This window comes from Nocardia goodfellowii, from assembly GCF_017875645.1.
GTDB classification, from domain to species: Bacteria; Actinomycetota; Actinomycetes; order Mycobacteriales; family Mycobacteriaceae; genus Nocardia; species Nocardia goodfellowii.
The window spans coordinates 5980260-5996283 of sequence record NZ_JAGGMR010000001.1 but is presented as its reverse complement, the minus strand read 5'-3'; the positions used below and the strand labels follow the sequence as shown (position 1 = coordinate 5996283).

The window sequence follows — 16024 nt, the reverse complement described above, 5'->3', positions numbered from 1 at the left end:
CGCTCAGTATCCGGCGCCGGTCAGCATGCCGCCGTCGACCACGATTTCGGTGCCCGTGCAGTAGCTCGCGGCGTCCGAGGCCAGGAAGACCACCGCCTCGGTCACCTCCGCGGGCTGACCCCAGCGCGAGATCGGCAGGCCGGCGAAGAATTGGCCGCCGTCGACGCCGGAACCGGCGGCCGCCGTCATGGGCGTGGCGATTCCGCCGGGGTGCACCGAATTGACTCGGATGCCCTGTTTGCCCAGTTCTCGTGACGCGGACTTGGTCACCCCGCGGATCGCGAATTTGCTTGCGCTGTAAGCGGAGAGACCGGCCGCGCCGATGAAGCCCTCGACCGAGGAGATGTTCACGATGGACCCGCCGCCGGATGCGGTCAATGCCGGAGCGGCCGACTTGATCCCGAGCCAGGTGCCGGTCACGTTCACGGTGAGGATCGTGCTGAAATCCCGCACCGGCATGTCCGCGATCGACTGGAACCGCAGTATCCCCGCGTTGTTGACCAGCACGTCCAGCCGTCCGAAGCGGTCCTGGGCCGCACCGACCGCCGCGGCCCAGTCGGTTTCGCTCGTCACATCGTGCCGCAGATAGTGGCAGGCGGGTCCGATCTCGGCCGCCAGTCGCCGGCCCGCGTCGTCCAGCACATCACCGAACACCACCCGCGCGCCCTCCGCGACGAACCGCCGCACATGCTCGGCGCCCATGCCGCGCGCGCCACCGGTGATCAACGCGACCTTGCCTGCCAGACGCCCCACTCGATCCTGATCCATGGCTCGAACGCTAAGTGCGCGTCCGAGACCGAAGCGGGTGCAGTCTCAGCCACCGAGACATCGGGCTGACCTCCACGCAAGCATCGGAAATATTTCTATTAGGCATACACAGACTTGGAGGCAGTGCATGAAGTTCTCGATGATCTTCGAGGCGCAGATGACCAACCCGTCCGCCGCTCATGAACGTCAGGTGTTACGTGACTGCGTCGAGCAGGCGGTCCTGGCCGAGGAGATGGGCTTCGACACCGTGTGGGCGGTCGAGCACCACGGCCTGAAGTGGTACGCGCATATGAGCGCCCCGGAGATCTTCCTGACCTGGGTCGCGGCCCGCACCTCCCGTATCCGGATCGGGCACGGCGTGGTGTGTATGCCGTTCAACTTCAACCATCCGGTGCGCGCGGCCGAACGCGCCGCCATGCTCGACGTGCTCTCCGGCGGCCGGGTCAACCTCGGTGCGGGCCGCGGCGCCACCCCACAGGAAACCTCGATGTGCGGTGTCGACCCCGACCGCACCTACCAGGAGGTCGAGGAAGCGCTGCGCATCATCGGTAGGGCATGGCAGGACCCGGAGGGCGAATTCGAGTGGCACGGTGAGCTTCTCGATATCGATCCGCACCCGCTGCTGCCCCGCCCCGTGCAATTGCCGCACCCGCCGCTGTTCATGGCGTGCACCAAGAAGGACACGCTGAAATTGGCCGCCGACTACGGAATCGGCGCGCTGGTCCTGGGTTTCGCGGGCATCGAGGAGATCGCCGAGCTGCGGCGCACCTATGACGCGGCCATTGCCGAGCGGACGGGGGAGAAGTTCGTCTCCACCGTGGTCAACGATCACTTCGCGGCGCTGTGCCCGACCATCGTGCTCGACGACCGGGAGCAGGCCCAGCAGATCGGCGCGCGCGGCCAGCGCTTCTTCGCTCAATCCATCAAGCACTGGTACGGCGCGGGCCCGGTCCCGGACGAGGCCGTCGACGCGAGCGTCGACGAGGTGGCGGGCATCAAGAAGGCCGCCGAAGAACACCTGGCCTACCTGCACGAGGCGAAGATCCCGGTAAAGCCCGGCGCGACTTCGGTATTCAACGTGGAGCACGCCTACGGCAGCCCGGAGGACGCCATCGCCTACGTGGAGCGCCTGCGAGCGGCGGGGGCGGACGAGATCCTGTGCCTGATCCAGATGGGCACGGTGCCGCAGGAGGCGTGTCTCGAAACCATCCGGCACTGGGGCGAGAAGGTCATACCGCACTTCCGTAACAGCGGCAGCTAGCAGAGGAAAACCGAAATGATCGATCTCACTGGCAAAGTCGCCCTGATCACCGGTGCCGCGCGCGGCCAGGGCGAAGCCGAAGCCCGCCTGTTCGTCGCGCTGGGTGCGCGCGTCGTCCTGACCGACGTACTGGCTGCCGAGGGCCTGGCTGCCGCCGAATCATTGGGCCGGGCCGCATGTTTCGTTCAGCACGACGTCGGTAGTGCCGAGGAGTGGGCTACCGCCGTGCGTACCGCCGTCGAAACGTTCGGCGGCCTGCACATTCTCGTCAACAACGCCGCCATCTACACCGCCAAACCGTTGACCGACACCAGTGCCGAAGAGCTGGAACGCATCCTGCGGGTCAATCTGATCGGGTCCTTCCTCGGTATTCAGGCCGTGGTCGGCCCGATGTCGGCGGCGGGCGGCGGTTCGATCGTCAACATCTCGTCGCAGGCCGGCCTGCAAGGTCTGCCGGGGCACGCCGCCTACGGCGCGTCCAAGTGGGCCCTGCGCGGTCTCACCAAAACCGCCGCCTTGGAGCTCGGCCCGGCCGGTATCCGCGTCAATTCCGTCCACCCCGGCCCGATCGCCACCCCGATGATCGGCCACCTCGGGCTCGGCACCGGCCCCGGCAGTTTTCCGAGCCTCCCGCTCGGGCGCGTCGGTCTCCCGGCGGAGGTGGGCAGCCTCGTCGCCTTCCTCGCCTCCGACGATTCCGCCTTCGTCACCGGGGCGGAGCTCGCCATCGACGGCGGGCTGTCGGCAGGTCCGTTCATCCCGCCGGCCGACTGATCCGGACATCCAGCCCAGACGCGGTCCCCGAGGCGGGATGCGCGGCGAAGAGTGAGGAGGCGGCGATGCCGTTGAAACCTGAGGCGCGGGCCATCGTGACCGCGGCCGACGCGTCGTTCCCGAAGCTGGGCACCGAAGTGCTCGACGCGGCCGAGGCCCGGCGCATTCTCGCCGCGCGCCCCGCCGTCGCGGTCGACCCCGTGCCGGTCCGCAAGGTCGAGGAGCGCCTGGTCCCGGGGCCGGAAGGCGCGCCGCCGGTCCGGGTCCGCATCTATCATCCGGCCGGCGCGACCGGTGAACTACCCGCCGTAATCTTTTGCCACGGCGGCGGATTCACCATTTGCAGCCTCGATTCGCACGACCAGCTGTGCCGCGCCATGGCCAACGGCGTCGGCGCGATCGTCGTCTCGGTCGACTATCGCCAGGCCCCGGAGCACCGTTTCCCGGCCGCCGCCGAAGACGCCTACGCCGTGCTGTGCTGGGTCGCCGAACTCAAAGCGTCGCTCGGCGGCGATCCCGCCCGGATCGCGGTGGCGGGCGACAGCTCCGGCGGCAACCTGGCCGCGGCCGTCACCCTCATGGCTCGCGACCGCAACGGCCCGGCCCTCGCCTGCCAGCTGCTCATTTACCCGATGCTGGACCCGGCCCGCGACACGGCTTCCTATCACGAGAACGCCCACGGCTATTTCGTCACCGCCGACCATCTGCGCTGGTACTGGGAGCAGTACCTCGGCTCGGACACCGGCACCGACAACCCCTACGCGGCGCCCGCGCGTGCCACCGACCTCTCGGGTCTGCCACCGGCCCACATCGTCACCGCCGAATACGACCCGCTCCGCGACGAGGGTGAGGCCTACGGAGACCGGCTGCGGGCGGCGGGCGTCGACACCGAGGTGCTGCGCTACGACGGCGAATTCCACGGCTTCTTCAGCATGGCCGATCAGCTACCCGATGCGAGAGAGGCTGCGAGCAAGGCGTATTCGGCGCTACGCGCCGCGCTGGGCCGATAGCGACCGTCGGAAACGGTCCTGCCGCCGGCCGGGCATTCTCCGCAGAGATGCCAGGTCGACGGCAGGGGTTCGAGAGAGCCGGACTCAGTGCGTCAGAGCGTGCGAGGCGCCGCGGTGCAGCGGGACCGGGTCGGTCTTCTGGGCGTTGTCCTTGACTATGCCCTTGGCGGCCGAGTTCGCTTGTTCCAGTTGAGGTTTGCGGTCGAAGACGGCCCTGGCCAGGACGCAGGCGAGATTGGCGTCGAGGTCATCGCGGACCAGAAGGAAGTTGGGGACGACGATGGTCTTGGCGTCGGCCGCGAGTCCATAGGTGGCGGCCGGGATGGTGCCCTCCTCGTAGACCGGGCTGATCTTCTGCATCGCGGAGGTGAGTGTGGCGATGTCGAGGAACTTGACCTGGTCGCGCGCGGAGGTGAACAGGTCGGTGATGCCCGGGGTGGGCAGGCCGCCGGAGAAGAACATGGCGTCGATGGAGCCGTCCTTCATCCCGTCCACGGTCTTGGTGAGATCGAGACGCTGAGCCGAGATGTCGCTGTCGGGGTTCAGGCCGGCGGCTTGCAGCACGCGGTTGGCGATCACCTCCGTGCCGGATTTCGGTGACCCGGTGGAGACCCGCTTGCCGCGCAGATCGGCCACCGAGTTGATGTTCGCGCCATTGCGCACGACCACCTGGGTGTAATTCGAGTACAGCCGCGTAAGCGCTTGCACCGGTTGCTTTTTCCCGTCGAAGCTACCGGCGCCGAGCACCGCGTCGGCGGCGGTGTCGGCGAGCGAGAACGCGACCTGATAGGTGCCCGCGACGAGCTGCTGGATGTTCTGCACGGAGGCGCCGGTTTCCGCGGCGGTGGCCTTCACGGTGCCGTTGGTGGCCTGCGAGATCTGTTCGGCGTAGGCGTTTCCGAGCGCGAAGTAGACGCCGGTGGCGTTACCGGTGGCGATACCGACCCGGGTCTCCTGGTGCACTTCGCAATTCACCTCCCCACCGGCATCGGCCTTCGGCGCGTCACGGCGACCACCGCAGCCGGTGAGCAGGCCGGCCGAGAGCACCGCGACGCCGAGCACCGCGATCACCCCCGCCGATCTGGACCTGACGAAACCCTTGGCGACGGTGTTCATGGCGTCCTCCTTTGTGACAAACCTGGGGCCTTGTTGCCGGCGGAGCCGGCGGGTCGGGTGAATACGGTGAGACCGACGGCCGCGACCAACGCGACCAGCCCGGCGATGATCGCGACGGGCTCCAGGTACAGCAGCGTAAGCCCGCCGATCGCGGCGAGTACGCGAGCCGGCGTGCCGGCCGGGCCGACGCCGAGGATCCAGCCGCCGGTGGCGGTGGCCAGCGCGGCCACGGCGAGGCAGGCGACCACCGTCGTCCACAGCACGCCGAGCAGGGCGCCGCGGCCGAGCAGGGATTCGCCGTTGGCGGTCATCACGAACACCACCGGCACCAGGAACGCGGGCAATGCGTACTTCAGTGTCTGCCACATCGTGGGCACCGTGCGTCCGCCGGTGATCGCGGCCGCGCCCACGGCGGCGAGCGCGGTCGGCGGTGTCACCTCGGACAGGACGGAGTAGTAGAAGACGAACATCGCGGCCGCGGGCGCGGGCACGTCCAATTCCAGCAGCGCGGGCCCGATGATGGCCCAGCCGATGATGAACGACGCCGTGACCGGCACCGCCAATCCCAGCATGGCGAGTGCGACAGCGGCGAAAATCACTGTCAGGGCGAGGATTACGGTCTGGTTGTCCGATACCGCGGCGGCCGCTTTGACCAGCAGCGCCGCGAGCTGGGCGCCGAGACCGGTCTTGGTGGTCATCGCGGTGATCACACCGGCCGCGGTACACACCGCGACCACCGGCAGCGCCGACCGCACCCCGGAGCTGAGCGCGGCGTAGACCTGCCGCGGTGACCGGGCGCGAGCGCGGGTCTTGGAATCCAGGAAGGCCAGCAGGAAGGCCAGGGCCGTGGCGTACACCACCGACTTCGTGGCACTGACCCCGATGAGCAGCAGCACCACGATCACGACCAGGGACAGGAAGTGGTAGCCGAAACGGCCCAGCAGCCGCCACACCGAGGTGGTCGCGATCTCCACCGGCCGGGTACCCAGTCGCCGGGCGTCGATCTCCACCGCGAGCAGAATGCCCAGGTAGTACAGCAGAGTCGGGATCAGCGCCCAGCCGAGCACCGTCACGTAGGAGACTTCGAGATATTCCGCGACGATGAACGCCGCGACACCGAGGGTCGGCGGGGACAGGATCGCGCCGACACCCGCCGCGGCCAGCATGCCGCCGGCCTGCTCGGGCGGATATCCGGCTTTGCGCAGGATCGGCCAGGTGACCGCGCCCACACTGACCGCGGTGGCGGTGCCCGACCCGGACACGGTGCCGAGCAGAAACCCGGAGGCCACGGTGGTACGGCCGGCCGCGGTGCGCGAACGCCGGAACGCCGACACCGACAGATCAACGAAGAACTGTGCGGCGCCGGAAAATTCGAGCACCGCGCCGTACAGCGTGAAGAGCACGATGTAGGTGGCCGCGACATCCAGTGGGGTGCCGAAGAATCCGCTCGCCGAGTTGTACAGCGCGTCGACCAGCTGCGAGAAGTCCAGTCCCGCATGGGCGATGGACCAGCCCTGCGGCATCAGGCCGCCGTAGTAGCCGTAGGCGACGAACACCAGGCATACCACCGGCAGCACCCAGCCGGTGGTGCGGCGGCAAGCTTCCAGCACCAGGAGCAGCAGTATCGTGCCCATGGCGACGTCGACCGGATCGAACAGCGCCTGCCGATCCAGGAAGTCGTCGTAACCGCCACCGCCGGAACCGATCTGGAACGGCAGCACCGGGTACAGGCATACCAGTACGGCCACCGCGGTCAGGGCCCAGTCCAGCGGTCCCGGGCCGGATTCCCGGTCCAGCCAGCGGATTCCGGACCGATAGGCCAGGAAGACCAGCGGGAGTGTCCCGGCCAGGAACACCACCAGGTAGTACTGGCTGCCCTGTGGTAGCGGGCGGAACACCTGCCACAGCGCCAGCAGCGCCACGACGAACGCGACGGTCGCGACGATCCGCTCCGGCCAGCCGGTCAGCTCCCGCGCCGGACGTTCCTCGTCGTCGACTTCGATGGCGTCCGGGAGTTGCCTTGGCTCATCCGGCAATTCGACCCGCGTGGTCTCGAATTTCCCGGGCTCCACCGGCACGGCCGCATCGTTTTCCGGCTCGATCGCGTCCGGCGGGGATTTCTTCAGCTCGGGCTGCTCGGATTGCTGCCGTCGCTCTGCGGACGGCTCGCCCCCCGATCGAGCGTCCTGCGAGTCCAACATGGCGCGACGATATCAACGCACTAGGTCAAGATCACAGAGTTTTCAAACTTGTGGTCCTGAACATTAACTGTTCCTTAGGTGTGGGGATGCCCACACTCGGATCGAGCCCGGTTGCCCGCCACCGGGCGAACATCGCGCCGGGAGTGACTCCGCCCATCGCGACCGTGGTCCGGACCAGGTGCGATTGATCAGCGAAACCCGTCTGTACGGCCACCTCGGCGGTCGGGCGGAAAGGTAACTGGACGACTGCCTCGCGCAGCGCGTGCCAGCGCCGCAGCGTACTCAGCGAACATCCCACGGTATGGGAGCAAAGTTGCCGTAACCGCCTGGGCGACAACCCCACTCGCCGCGCGAGCTCCTCGGCGGAGTAACCGTCCTCCAGTAGCTCGAGGGCTCGGCGCACCCGCGGGTCGAGCGAGGCGGTAGCGCCGAGTGCCCGGTCGAGCGCCGCGCCCAGCCGGTCCGGTTCGAGCTCCGTGCCGAGTCCGCTCAGCAGGCGCGTGGCCTGGGCGTCATCGAGGGCGTGGATACCCGGCGCACCCGCGAGCCGATAGGGATCGATCCAGAGCGAGACATAACCCGCCGGATAGCGGAATACGCGGAATGTCCGGGGCGACACCAGGATTCCCGGACCGGTGACGCTTGCTCCGCGCTCGTCACGCACCACCACCGGCGCACCCGTCGACAGCACCAGCTGCCAGGCCGGGTGCCGGAACCCTCTCGGTTCCACCGCGGAACTCTCGGCGATACAGGCGAACTCGGCCGCGACCGCGACGAACGTGGCGTTGCCGTTTCGTTCAAGACGCCAGGAGCGCGGCTGGTCGAGCATAAGCCCATGGTCGCACCGGCACCCCGGGCCGACCTACCGCATCGCACTGTGACGCTGTGCGCACCCACCCCGTCGACGTCACCGGTTGTCGCCGGCCGGTACCGAAGAAAGGCTCACCGATGAGGCTTCCGAAATCCGCGCACTCCGCGCACCCGTGGCGAATCCACGACATCGCCGGCGATTTCATCGTCGAAGACGTGTGGGCCATGCCGACCCCGGGCGGTCCGGACGATTTCCCCGAACTGGTCGACTGGTTCGCCTCCGACAAGAGCGACGCCGAGCCCGCCGCGAGCTACCGCTTGTTGTTCGCGCTCCGCTGGAAACTGGGCGCGCTGCTCGGCCTGGACAAACCCGGCAGCGGAGTCGGCAAACGGGTAGCCACGGTGCGCGACCGGCTGCCCGCGGATCTCCGCGAGGGCCCACGCGGTCCCGATCCGGCCTCGGTGCCGTTCACCTCGGTGTACCGCACCGACACCGAGTGGGTCGCCGAGATGGCCAACAAAACCGTGCACGGGCTCATGCACATCGGCTGGGTGCCCGACGGCGCGGGCGGTTACCGCGGCCAGATGGCGGTGCTGACCAAACCCAACGGCCTGCTCGGCAGGCTCTACATGGCGCTGATCCTGCCGTTCCGCTACCTGCTGGTGTATCCGGCTTTGATGTCGATGATCAAGCGCGGCTGGGCAACTCGTGCTGATCGGAGCGGGCGTCCGGCAACCTAGATCCCCGCCCCTCGGCGCTCGCCGAGTGCGGCGAGCGCGCGGTCGACGTCGGTGTCGGTGTTGTAGAGGTGGAAAGAGAAGCGCAGTCCACCGGCGCGGGCGGAGGCCAGCACCTCGGCCCGCTCCAACCGCTCCGCGGCGGCATCGGCGCCCGGAACGGTGACGATCGCCGACGCCTGCGCCAGCGGCTGGTACCCGAGATCCACCACGCCGGCGCGGAACCGCTCGGCCAGGCCGAGGTTGTGCCCGTGGATCTTCTCGATGGTGAGTTCCTCGATCAACTCCAGCGCCGAGGACGCGACAACCACGCCCAGCCAGTCCGGGGTCTGATCGAAACGCCGTGCGGTGGACGGCAGAGCGACCGGGCTGTACAGCTCGGCCCAGCGGTCCTCGGCCGCATACCAGCCCGGCCCGACCGGTCGCAGCTCGTCGGCGGCCTCCGGGGTGGCCGCGAAGAACGCGACGCTGCGCGCTCCGATCAGCCATTTGAAGCTCGCGCACACCCAGTAGTCGGCGTCGGCGAACCGTAGCGGGAACCAGCCCGCCGCCTGGGTGGCGTCGAGCAGGAGTTTCGCGCCGTGGGCCCGGGTCGCCTCGCGCAGCGACGCGGTGTCCGCGATCCGGCCGTCCGCGGACTGGACCACGCTGACCGCGACCAGCGCCGTCTCCGGTCGCACCTCTGCCGCCAGCCGCTCCAGCGGCACCGTGCGTACCGCGAGGTCGCCGCGGAACAGGAACGGCATCGTCACCGAGGCGAATTCGCCTTCGGCGACAAGCACTTCCGCGCCCGCGGGCAACGCCGCCGCGACGGGCGCGATCAGCGCCGAAACGGTGCTGCCCAGACCGATGTGATCCGCCGTCGCCCCGTCGATCAACCGGGCGAAAGCCGTGCGGATGGCGGGCACCAGATCGTCGTGCACCATCGGCGCGCCACGACCGGCGGCCCATCGGTCCTGTACTTCCCGCAGCGCCGCCAGCGCGCGCGCCGGCGGCAGACCGTGCGAGGCGGTATTGAGGTAGACGGTCTCGGGGGCGAATTCGGCGGGAGCGAGGGACATACCCCGAGCATGGCCTCGCGTCCGCGGACCGTCCAGCGCCACTACCGCCAAACTGGACCGATCTTCTGCCAATCGGCGTCAGCCGGTCAGCCCCGCGCGTGCTTCGGAGACACAGTCGGCCCACTGCCGGTCACCGAGTTCGGTCACTCCGGAGTCGGTCATGAACGCGCTGGACACCACGATCTCCGGGGCGAGCCGACCGATCCGCTCCAGACTGGACACCAGGGTGTCACGATCGCTGTGCCCCTCGATATAGCCTGCCCACCAACCCTTTTCGCCGAGCACCAAGGTGTCACCGGTGAACAGGTGCCGCCGTCCGGACACGGTCGCCAGAAAGCAGGCGCTGCCCGGTGTGTGGCCGGGCGTCGGAATGACCTCCAGCCCGCCGACCGCGAAATGCCGGGTATCGAACGGGTCGTCGACGGTGGTCTGGGTGACCTCGCCGGCGTCGGCCTGGTGGATGTGCAACTGCGCGCCGAACCGTTCCCGAATCGTGGCCAGCGAGGAGGCGACCTCGTCGCGATGACTCAGGTACTGGTGCGCCACCCCGCCCAGTTCGGCCATGTGCTCGAACTCGTGCTCGTGGGTGGTGTTGTAGAACAACACATTTCCCTCGGGTGAGGTCCACAGATAGGCGTTGGTGTGCAACCCGGGAAAGGGGCTCAGCGTCTCGGTCTGCCAGAGATCAGCGGAAATCTGTTTCATGACTTGCTCCGTCTCGATGCTGTCGCTCTCGAGCGTAGTCGCGCTCCCCGGGCGGGTCAGTCGGTTCCGGCGCTCGCCCACATATTCGTCAGCATCTGGTAGCTCGGTGTGTCGGCCAGTGACTGCGAGGACTCGTAGATGCGTTGATAGCTGGTCGCCGTGATGCGCCAGCGGCCGTCGGTGTCGCGGCGGTAGCTGTCGGTGTAGTAGCCCGCGCCGCGAATCAGGACGCCGTATTCGGTGGCGATCACGGTGTCCTCGAAAAGCCAGGAGCCGGTGGCGGTTTCGCCGTCGATCACGATTTCCGGATGGTTCGCCACGTGGGTGGTGACGACCGTCGGCCCGAGGTTCTGCCGCATGAAGCCGGTGATCGCGTCGCGCCCGTCGAACACCAGGGCTTTGCCCATCGCGTGGGTGCCGTACCGGCCTTCGGCGTCGACGGCGAGGGTGTCGGCGAACTCGTCCCACCGCTTCAGATCGAGGGTGCGGAAGTAGCGATACTTCAGCTGGCGGACGGCTTCGAGAGCGGCGAGATCCATCCGCACAGGCTCGCACGCGCGGTGGTCCCAGACAACCACTCTGCCAGCGCCGTTCCGGTGTTCAGGACGGGATGTGGACGAGCGCGTACCCGGTGTGCTGCGCCCCGGCATCGGCGATCCGCGCGCCGTCCGGCCCCAGCCGCCGCTGCCGCCCCGGCAGTCACCCACCTGGTTGCTTCCGGTGAGATTGGCCAGCACCGTTGTCGCGGGCCCGGACCGGATAGACCCGCTCGAACGAATCGTTGTGTGCGTGCAGCGGAGTGCCGCGCGACCAGCGGCGAATCCGCGTCACCCGGCAACCGGCAGGTGAATTGTCGATGAACAGTCCCGGTCAGCGCCCTGACGGCGGCAGCGCGCACGTCGGGCGGGGTACTCGCCGGATAGGCGCGGCCCGCGCCTGGAATCGTCGACACCGAGGAGTCTGCCGTGACCGAGAGTCCCGCCACCGGCACCCGCACCCACGATCCCGCCCTCGACCAGGAAACCGCGCTACGCTTCGCCGTCAACCGGCTGGAGGAGGAGTTCGCCGGCCTGGCCGACGAGGCCGCCATCGAAGGCATGCTGCGCGCCGCGTACGATCGCCTCGCCGCGGACGCCACCTTGGAACAGTTCCTGCCCCTGCTGGCCGAACGCTATACCCGGGAACTACTGCGCGCGGCCGCGGCGGAGCAGTCCACGTCCGCCGGGCACTAGGGCCTGGTCCAGTTGCCCGATCGTCGGGGTGCGGCCGGGGACCGAGGGATGTTTCAAACCTCGCTGTAGCGTGCGGGTTCGGCGTCAGCGCCCGGCTCGGTGGCGAGGATCGCCCGCAGGATCGAGCGCGCGGCCTCCCGCTCGGCGATATCGCGGTTCATGCGCTCCAGCTCCACACGGAGATCCTCGGCCATCTCCGCGCAGGTCGGCGCCAGATAGCGACCCTCGTCGACCATGCAGGGCAATACCTCGGCGATCACCCGGGTCGGCACACCGGCCGCGATCAGGATGCGGATGCGCCGCACCGATTCCACGTCGGATTCGCGGAACTCGCGGTAACCGCTGGCACGGCGCTCCGGCCGCAACAGCCCCTGCTCCTCGTAATAGCGCAGCCCTCGGACGCTCATGCCGGTCTTGCGAGACAGTTCGCCGATTCGCATGTGACCCCCGTCTCGGATGGTTGACTCTCACGTTGACGTGAGACTTTAGCTTAGCGCTATGAACGAATACGAAATCTCGAAACCATTGGCGGGCAAGAAAGCTGTGGTCACCGGCGGCACGCACGGCATGGGGCTGGCGATCGCGCAGTCGCTGCTGGTTCGCGGCGCGGAGGTGGTACTCACCGGGCGGAAGGAGGCCGGAATCGCGCAGGCGCGTGCGGAATTGAATACGACCGCGGCGCATATCGTCCGGTCCGACGCGACGAAAGCCGCGGATATCGAGGAACTCGGCCACCTTGTCGAGCAGCGCCTCGGCGGCATCGACTACCTGTTCGTCAATCACGGTATCGCGGAGTTCAAGACCCTCGACGAAGCCACCGTCGATCATTGGGATCGCGTCTTCGATGTCAACGCCAAGGGTGCGTTCTTCACGGTGCGGCGGCTCGCTCCACTGATCAATGAGGGCGGCGGCATCGTCTTCACGACGGTCTCCAATGACCGCATCTTCCCCGGGCTCAGCGCCTATTCGGCGGCGAAGGAAGCGGTTCGCGCGTTCGCGAGAGTGCTTGCCGCTGAGCTGTTGCCGCGCAATATCCGGGTCAACGCCGTCGCTCCGGGCTTCATTCTGACACCGAGCATGGGCGTGGCCGAACTGACCGAGGAACAACGCGCGAACTTCCTCCGTGACGGTAAGGAAACGACCCCGATGGGCCGGCCCGGAACGGTCGAGGAGGTCGCCTCGGCGGCCCTCTACCTGGCCGTCGACGCAACCTTCAGCACGGGTACCGAGTTGATCGTCGACGGTGGCTTCGCCCAGGGACTCGGCTGAGGCCGGATACCCGGCCCGCACCAGCGCTACCGGATCACCGGGACCAGTCGTGGCCCCAGTAGCTGTCGGCGGTGATTTCCTCTGCGGTATAGGCGGATTCGTCGACGCGGATGCCCTCGGTGCCGAACTCCAGGTCCCAGCCGCCGGGGGTGCGGACGTAGAAGGAGATCATCTTGTCATTGGTGTGTCGCCCCAGCGTCGAGGACAGGTGGTAGCCGGCCTTGCCGACTCGGTCCAGCGCCCGCCCGACATCGTCGAGAGCGTCCACTTCGACCATGATGTGCACCAGGCCCGGCCCTTCTTTTCCGCCGGAGGGGATCAGCGCGAGGCTGTGGTGCCGCTGGTTGACGCCGAGGAAGCGCACCCGCATCGGGCCGTGCTCCGGGGGAGTCGGCAGCCGGAACGCACCGCGGGGCCGGAATCCCAGCACTTCGGTGTAGAACCGGAACGCGGTCTCCAGGTCCGGTACCGGCAGCACCGCGTGGCCGAGGCCCAATCCCTCGGTGACAAAACGGTTTCCGTGCTGGTTGACCACGGGGGAGTGATCGAGTACCGGGCCGTGGAATACCTCGACGGTGGTGCCCGCCGGGTCGAGGAAACTGATCACCTCTTCGACCCGGCGGGCGTCGGCTTCCGCCACCGGCAGTTGCGTGACCTCGATCCCGAACTGCCGCACGGCGTCTCGCACCTGCGCCAGGGCGCGATAGTCGCGCACTTCCCAGCCGATGGCGAGCACCTTGTCGGCCGCGCCGGGCACCAGCACCAGTCGGGCCGCCCGCTCGTCCATCCGCAGATAGAGAGCGTCGGGGTCGGGGCCGGTGCCCTCCGCGAAGCCGAGGACGTCGAAGGCGAAGGTGCGCCACGCCTGCGGATCGCTGACCGCGACCCGCACATAGCCGAGCGAGCTGATTGTCATTGCCGAGTTCCTTTGGCTTTCGATGCTGTGGGCGGGGGAAGTGGTTACAGCAGGTCTTGCTCGCGAGTGTGTAAGGCGAGCGTGCCTGCGTCGACGGCGTCTTCGATGCTGCGCCGCAGAGCCGGACAGCCGCGGAACGGGCCGTCGCCCGCTTCGGGGCAGGTGCGTGCCGCGGCTCCGGTCCACTGCACACTGGTGTGCGCGGGGCTGAATTTGACTACGCTGACCTGGTTTCCGCAGGCCTGACAGCAGACGGCGACCATGTCTCAGCTGCCGCGCCGCGCGGCGAGATTCTCGGCGACCTCGGCTTCCCACGCGCTCACCGCGCGGGTGGTGTCGACCTCGAACTCGAAACGGGCGGTCATCTTCTCGTCGATTTCGCCGACATCCCGGTAGAACTGCTCATACCAGCGCCGCAGCTGGTAGACCGGCCCGTCCTCCTCGCACAGCAGCGGATTGTCGATGCGGGTCTTGCGCTCCCAGATCGCGACGTCCTGCTCGAAGCCCCGGCCGAGACCGCCGGCGAACCGCACCGCCATGGCATCTGCCTCTTCCGGCGCGAGGCCGGGCAGCTTCTTCACGATCGCGCCGTACTGCAGGACGAATTTCGTCGGCGTCACCGGGTAGTGGCAATTGATCAGCACCGATTCGACTGTCACGCCGCCGGTTTCGCTGACCAGGTTGTCGATCATGTAGGAGGGGCCGTAGTAGTGCGCCGCCGAGCGCAGCACAGCCTGCCCGCCGGCCTCTTTGGCCAGTTCGCCCTGCACATCCTCGCGGCCGAGCGAGGTCATGTACTGGCTGGCGATGTGGCCTTCGAAGACGTTCTTGAAGTAGGTGGGAAACGCGAAGTGCACGTAGAAGAAGTGCGCCATGTCGACCACGTTGTCGATCACCTCGCGGCAGTTCGCGCCCTCGATGACGATCTGGTTCCAGGTCCAGTCGCTCCACTCGTCGCTGAACGCGCCGTCGATCCGCGGGATGGTGACCTCGTCGCCGGGTGGGTTGCCCTCCGGGTCATGCCAGACGAACAACTGCCGGTTCTGCTCCAGCGTGGGCCAGGATTTGGTGCGCGCCAGCGGCGGCACCCGGCGGGCGTACGGGATGCCGGCGCAGCGGCCGTTCCCTTTCCAGCGCCAGTCGTGGAACGGGCAGGCGAGAGTGTCGCCCTTGATGGTGCCGTCGCCGAGGTTGCCGCCCATGTGCCTGCAGTAGGCGTCGAGCACGTGCAGGGTGCCGTCGCCGCCCGTGAAGACGACGAGCTCGGTGCCGAACGCCGCGACAGTGTGCGGCTTTCCGTCCCGGAAGGCGTCCGCGAGGCCGAGGCAGTGCCAGCCGCGGGCGTACCGCGCGGGCGGGGCCCCGGTGTCGATCACGCGTACCTGATCGTCGGTCATAATGTGTTTCCTCCGAAGGTATTTCGGTCAGGTCTATGACTGGCTGGGTTATTTCGATGCTGCGACCGCGGGCCGGGGACCGGTAGGTGTGGTCCCACTCATCGGGCGTTGCTCCAGCCGTTCGAACGCCGAGCGGTAGAACAGCAGCGGCGGCGCGTCCCGCAGTTCGCCCAGCGCGGTGACGTGGCCGACCACGATGGTGTGGTCACCGCCGTCGACCTCCTGGGCCAGCGTGCAGTCGATCCAGGCGAGCGCTCCGGTCAGCAGTGGCGCGCCGTTGGGGGAGCGCGTCCACTTCAGCTCCGCGAATTTGTCTGTGCCGGTTCGGCTCAGCTGCCGGCACGCCGCCTCCTGGTCCGCCGCCAGGATGTTCACGCAGAAGCGGCCGATCTCGCGGATGCGCGGCCAGGTGGTGGAGGTCCGGGCGGGGAAGATCGCGACCGCGAGCGGGTCCAGCGAGAGTGCGGAGAACGACTGGCAGGCGAATCCGAGCGGCTGCTCCGCGTCCAATGCGGTGACGGCGGTGACGCCGGTGCAGAACCGGCCCAGGACGGCCTTGAAGTCGAGGTCGACGGCCATATCGGCTGCCATCCTTTCACGACGAAGTTTCGACTAGACATATTCCGTTTCGCCATGAAAGTAAGCTGGGGCCGCGCGGGGGTGTCAAGGACGAATTCCGGCTACCGAGAAGATCCGTAGCGATCTACGTAGTTTCCGGGATTCGCCCGCTCGGCCGGGTCGGCACTGTGATGGGGAACACAAGTAG

At 68.1% G+C, this 16024-nt stretch carries 18 protein-coding genes; 6 read left to right on the top strand and 12 right to left on the bottom strand.

Going from position 1 to position 16024, the window contains the following annotated elements; translation table 11 throughout:
• Positions 1–3: 3 nt before the first annotated feature.
• Positions 4–768 carry a glucose 1-dehydrogenase gene (locus BJ987_RS27665; protein ID WP_209895699.1) on the bottom strand — a complete coding sequence of 255 codons (765 nt, stop codon included), beginning with the start codon at positions 766–768 and terminating at the stop codon, positions 4–6.
• Positions 769–895: 127 nt separating this feature from the next.
• On the opposite strand from BJ987_RS27665, the gene BJ987_RS27660 reads away from it, so the two are divergent.
• The 3 genes from BJ987_RS27660 to lipP1 all read left to right on the top strand — a co-directional run bounded on the left by BJ987_RS27660 (position 896) and on the right by lipP1 (position 3813).
• Positions 896–2029, top strand: a complete 1134-nt coding sequence (locus BJ987_RS27660) for an LLM class flavin-dependent oxidoreductase (RefSeq protein ID WP_209895697.1) — start codon at positions 896–898, stop codon at positions 2027–2029.
• A 15-nt stretch (positions 2030–2044) separates the two neighbouring features.
• Entirely contained in the window at positions 2045–2803 is a 759-nt protein-coding gene (locus BJ987_RS27655) for a glucose 1-dehydrogenase (protein ID WP_209895695.1), read from the top strand.
• 65 nt (positions 2804–2868) lie between these two features.
• Positions 2869–3813 (top strand): LipP1 family hormone-sensitive lipase, encoded by a 945-nt coding sequence (gene lipP1, locus BJ987_RS27650; RefSeq protein WP_209895693.1) that lies wholly within the window; start codon positions 2869–2871, stop codon positions 3811–3813.
• An 84-nt stretch (positions 3814–3897) separates the two neighbouring features.
• On the opposite strand, the gene BJ987_RS27645 is transcribed toward lipP1, so the two are convergent.
• Genes BJ987_RS27645 through BJ987_RS27635 form a run of 3 tightly spaced genes read right to left on the bottom strand, consistent with a single transcriptional unit; the run spans position 3898 to position 7959 of the window.
• Entirely contained in the window at positions 3898–4929 is a 1032-nt protein-coding gene (locus tag BJ987_RS27645; protein WP_209895691.1) for a TAXI family TRAP transporter solute-binding subunit, read from the bottom strand.
• The gene (locus BJ987_RS27640) at positions 4926–7130 is read right to left on the bottom strand and encodes a TRAP transporter permease (protein ID WP_245366156.1); all 2205 of its coding nucleotides are present in this window, start codon (positions 7128–7130) and stop codon (positions 4926–4928) included. Before BJ987_RS27640 ends, BJ987_RS27645 begins: the two co-directional genes overlap by 4 nt.
• Before the next feature lie 31 nt (positions 7131–7161).
• Positions 7162–7959, bottom strand: coding sequence for a helix-turn-helix domain-containing protein (locus BJ987_RS27635; RefSeq protein ID WP_209895689.1), 798 nt, complete (start codon positions 7957–7959; stop codon positions 7162–7164).
• Between the two features lie 119 nt (positions 7960–8078).
• Between BJ987_RS27635 and BJ987_RS27630 the strand changes: the two genes are divergently transcribed.
• Positions 8079–8681, top strand: coding sequence for a DUF2867 domain-containing protein (locus BJ987_RS27630; RefSeq protein ID WP_209895686.1), 603 nt, complete (start codon positions 8079–8081; stop codon positions 8679–8681).
• Here BJ987_RS27630 and BJ987_RS27625 read toward each other — a convergent pair.
• The 3 genes from BJ987_RS27625 to BJ987_RS27615 form a co-directional block, all read right to left on the bottom strand.
• The gene (locus tag BJ987_RS27625; protein ID WP_209895684.1) at positions 8678–9739 is read right to left on the bottom strand and encodes an aminotransferase class V-fold PLP-dependent enzyme; all 1062 of its coding nucleotides are present in this window, start codon (positions 9737–9739) and stop codon (positions 8678–8680) included. The genes BJ987_RS27630 and BJ987_RS27625 overlap by 4 nt on opposite strands.
• Positions 9740–9817: 78 nt before the next feature.
• Positions 9818–10444 (bottom strand): MBL fold metallo-hydrolase, encoded by a 627-nt coding sequence (locus BJ987_RS27620; RefSeq protein WP_209895682.1) that lies wholly within the window; start codon positions 10442–10444, stop codon positions 9818–9820.
• 56 nt (positions 10445–10500) lie between these two features.
• Positions 10501–10983 (bottom strand): nuclear transport factor 2 family protein, encoded by a 483-nt coding sequence (locus BJ987_RS27615; RefSeq protein ID WP_209895680.1) that lies wholly within the window; start codon positions 10981–10983, stop codon positions 10501–10503.
• Between the two features lie 426 nt (positions 10984–11409).
• On the opposite strand from BJ987_RS27615, the gene BJ987_RS27610 reads away from it, so the two are divergent.
• Entirely contained in the window at positions 11410–11676 is a 267-nt protein-coding gene (locus BJ987_RS27610; RefSeq protein WP_209895678.1) for a three-helix bundle dimerization domain-containing protein, read from the top strand.
• 53 nt (positions 11677–11729) lie between these two features.
• On the opposite strand, the gene BJ987_RS27605 is transcribed toward BJ987_RS27610, so the two are convergent.
• Complete coding sequence (locus BJ987_RS27605) at positions 11730–12116, bottom strand: MerR family transcriptional regulator (protein WP_209895677.1); 387 nt, start codon at positions 12114–12116, stop codon at positions 11730–11732.
• A 58-nt stretch (positions 12117–12174) separates the two neighbouring features.
• On the opposite strand from BJ987_RS27605, the gene BJ987_RS27600 reads away from it, so the two are divergent.
• On the top strand, positions 12175–12945 hold the full coding sequence (locus BJ987_RS27600) for an SDR family NAD(P)-dependent oxidoreductase (protein ID WP_209895676.1): 771 nt from the start codon (positions 12175–12177) through the stop codon (positions 12943–12945).
• A 34-nt stretch (positions 12946–12979) separates the two neighbouring features.
• On the opposite strand, the gene BJ987_RS27595 is transcribed toward BJ987_RS27600, so the two are convergent.
• The 4 genes from BJ987_RS27595 to BJ987_RS27580 are packed head-to-tail and all read right to left on the bottom strand — an operon-like array spanning position 12980 to position 15837.
• Entirely contained in the window at positions 12980–13861 is an 882-nt protein-coding gene (locus BJ987_RS27595; RefSeq protein ID WP_209895675.1) for a VOC family protein, read from the bottom strand.
• 44 nt (positions 13862–13905) lie between these two features.
• On the bottom strand, positions 13906–14124 hold the full coding sequence (locus BJ987_RS27590; RefSeq protein WP_209895674.1) for a hypothetical protein: 219 nt from the start codon (positions 14122–14124) through the stop codon (positions 13906–13908).
• A gap of 3 nt (positions 14125–14127) precedes the next feature.
• Entirely contained in the window at positions 14128–15258 is a 1131-nt protein-coding gene (locus BJ987_RS27585; RefSeq protein WP_209895672.1) for a 3-ketosteroid-9-alpha-monooxygenase, oxygenase component, read from the bottom strand.
• 48 nt (positions 15259–15306) lie between these two features.
• Positions 15307–15837, bottom strand: coding sequence for a flavin reductase family protein (locus BJ987_RS27580; RefSeq protein WP_245366155.1), 531 nt, complete (start codon positions 15835–15837; stop codon positions 15307–15309).
• Positions 15838–16024: the final 187 nt, after the last annotated feature.

Excerpts from the sequence above, each read along its gene's own strand:
- BJ987_RS27655 (WP_209895695.1), top strand. The coding sequence starts at position 2,045 with ATGATCGATCTCACTGGCAAAGTCGCCCTGATCACCGGTGCCGCGCGC.
- BJ987_RS27665 (WP_209895699.1), bottom strand. The coding sequence starts at position 768 with ATGGATCAGGATCGAGTGGGGCGTCTGGCAGGCAAGGTCGCGTTGATC.
- BJ987_RS27585 (WP_209895672.1), bottom strand. The coding sequence starts at position 15,258 with ATGACCGACGATCAGGTACGCGTGATCGACACCGGGGCCCCGCCCGCG.
- lipP1 (WP_209895693.1), top strand. The coding sequence starts at position 2,869 with ATGCCGTTGAAACCTGAGGCGCGGGCCATCGTGACCGCGGCCGACGCG.
- BJ987_RS27645 (WP_209895691.1), bottom strand. The coding sequence starts at position 4,929 with ATGAACACCGTCGCCAAGGGTTTCGTCAGGTCCAGATCGGCGGGGGTG.
- BJ987_RS27620 (WP_209895682.1), bottom strand. The coding sequence starts at position 10,444 with ATGAAACAGATTTCCGCTGATCTCTGGCAGACCGAGACGCTGAGCCCC.
- BJ987_RS27625 (WP_209895684.1), bottom strand. The coding sequence starts at position 9,739 with ATGTCCCTCGCTCCCGCCGAATTCGCCCCCGAGACCGTCTACCTCAAT.
- BJ987_RS27660 (WP_209895697.1), top strand. The coding sequence starts at position 896 with ATGAAGTTCTCGATGATCTTCGAGGCGCAGATGACCAACCCGTCCGCC.
- BJ987_RS27635 (WP_209895689.1), bottom strand. The coding sequence starts at position 7,959 with ATGCTCGACCAGCCGCGCTCCTGGCGTCTTGAACGAAACGGCAACGCC.
- BJ987_RS27605 (WP_209895677.1), bottom strand. The coding sequence starts at position 12,116 with ATGCGAATCGGCGAACTGTCTCGCAAGACCGGCATGAGCGTCCGAGGG.
- BJ987_RS27600 (WP_209895676.1), top strand. The coding sequence starts at position 12,175 with ATGAACGAATACGAAATCTCGAAACCATTGGCGGGCAAGAAAGCTGTG.
- BJ987_RS27595 (WP_209895675.1), bottom strand. The coding sequence starts at position 13,861 with ATGACAATCAGCTCGCTCGGCTATGTGCGGGTCGCGGTCAGCGATCCG.
- BJ987_RS27640 (WP_245366156.1), bottom strand. The coding sequence starts at position 7,130 with ATGTTGGACTCGCAGGACGCTCGATCGGGGGGCGAGCCGTCCGCAGAG.
- BJ987_RS27630 (WP_209895686.1), top strand. The coding sequence starts at position 8,079 with ATGAGGCTTCCGAAATCCGCGCACTCCGCGCACCCGTGGCGAATCCAC.
- BJ987_RS27590 (WP_209895674.1), bottom strand. The coding sequence starts at position 14,124 with ATGGTCGCCGTCTGCTGTCAGGCCTGCGGAAACCAGGTCAGCGTAGTC.
- BJ987_RS27580 (WP_245366155.1), bottom strand. The coding sequence starts at position 15,837 with ATGGCCGTCGACCTCGACTTCAAGGCCGTCCTGGGCCGGTTCTGCACC.
- BJ987_RS27615 (WP_209895680.1), bottom strand. The coding sequence starts at position 10,983 with ATGGATCTCGCCGCTCTCGAAGCCGTCCGCCAGCTGAAGTATCGCTAC.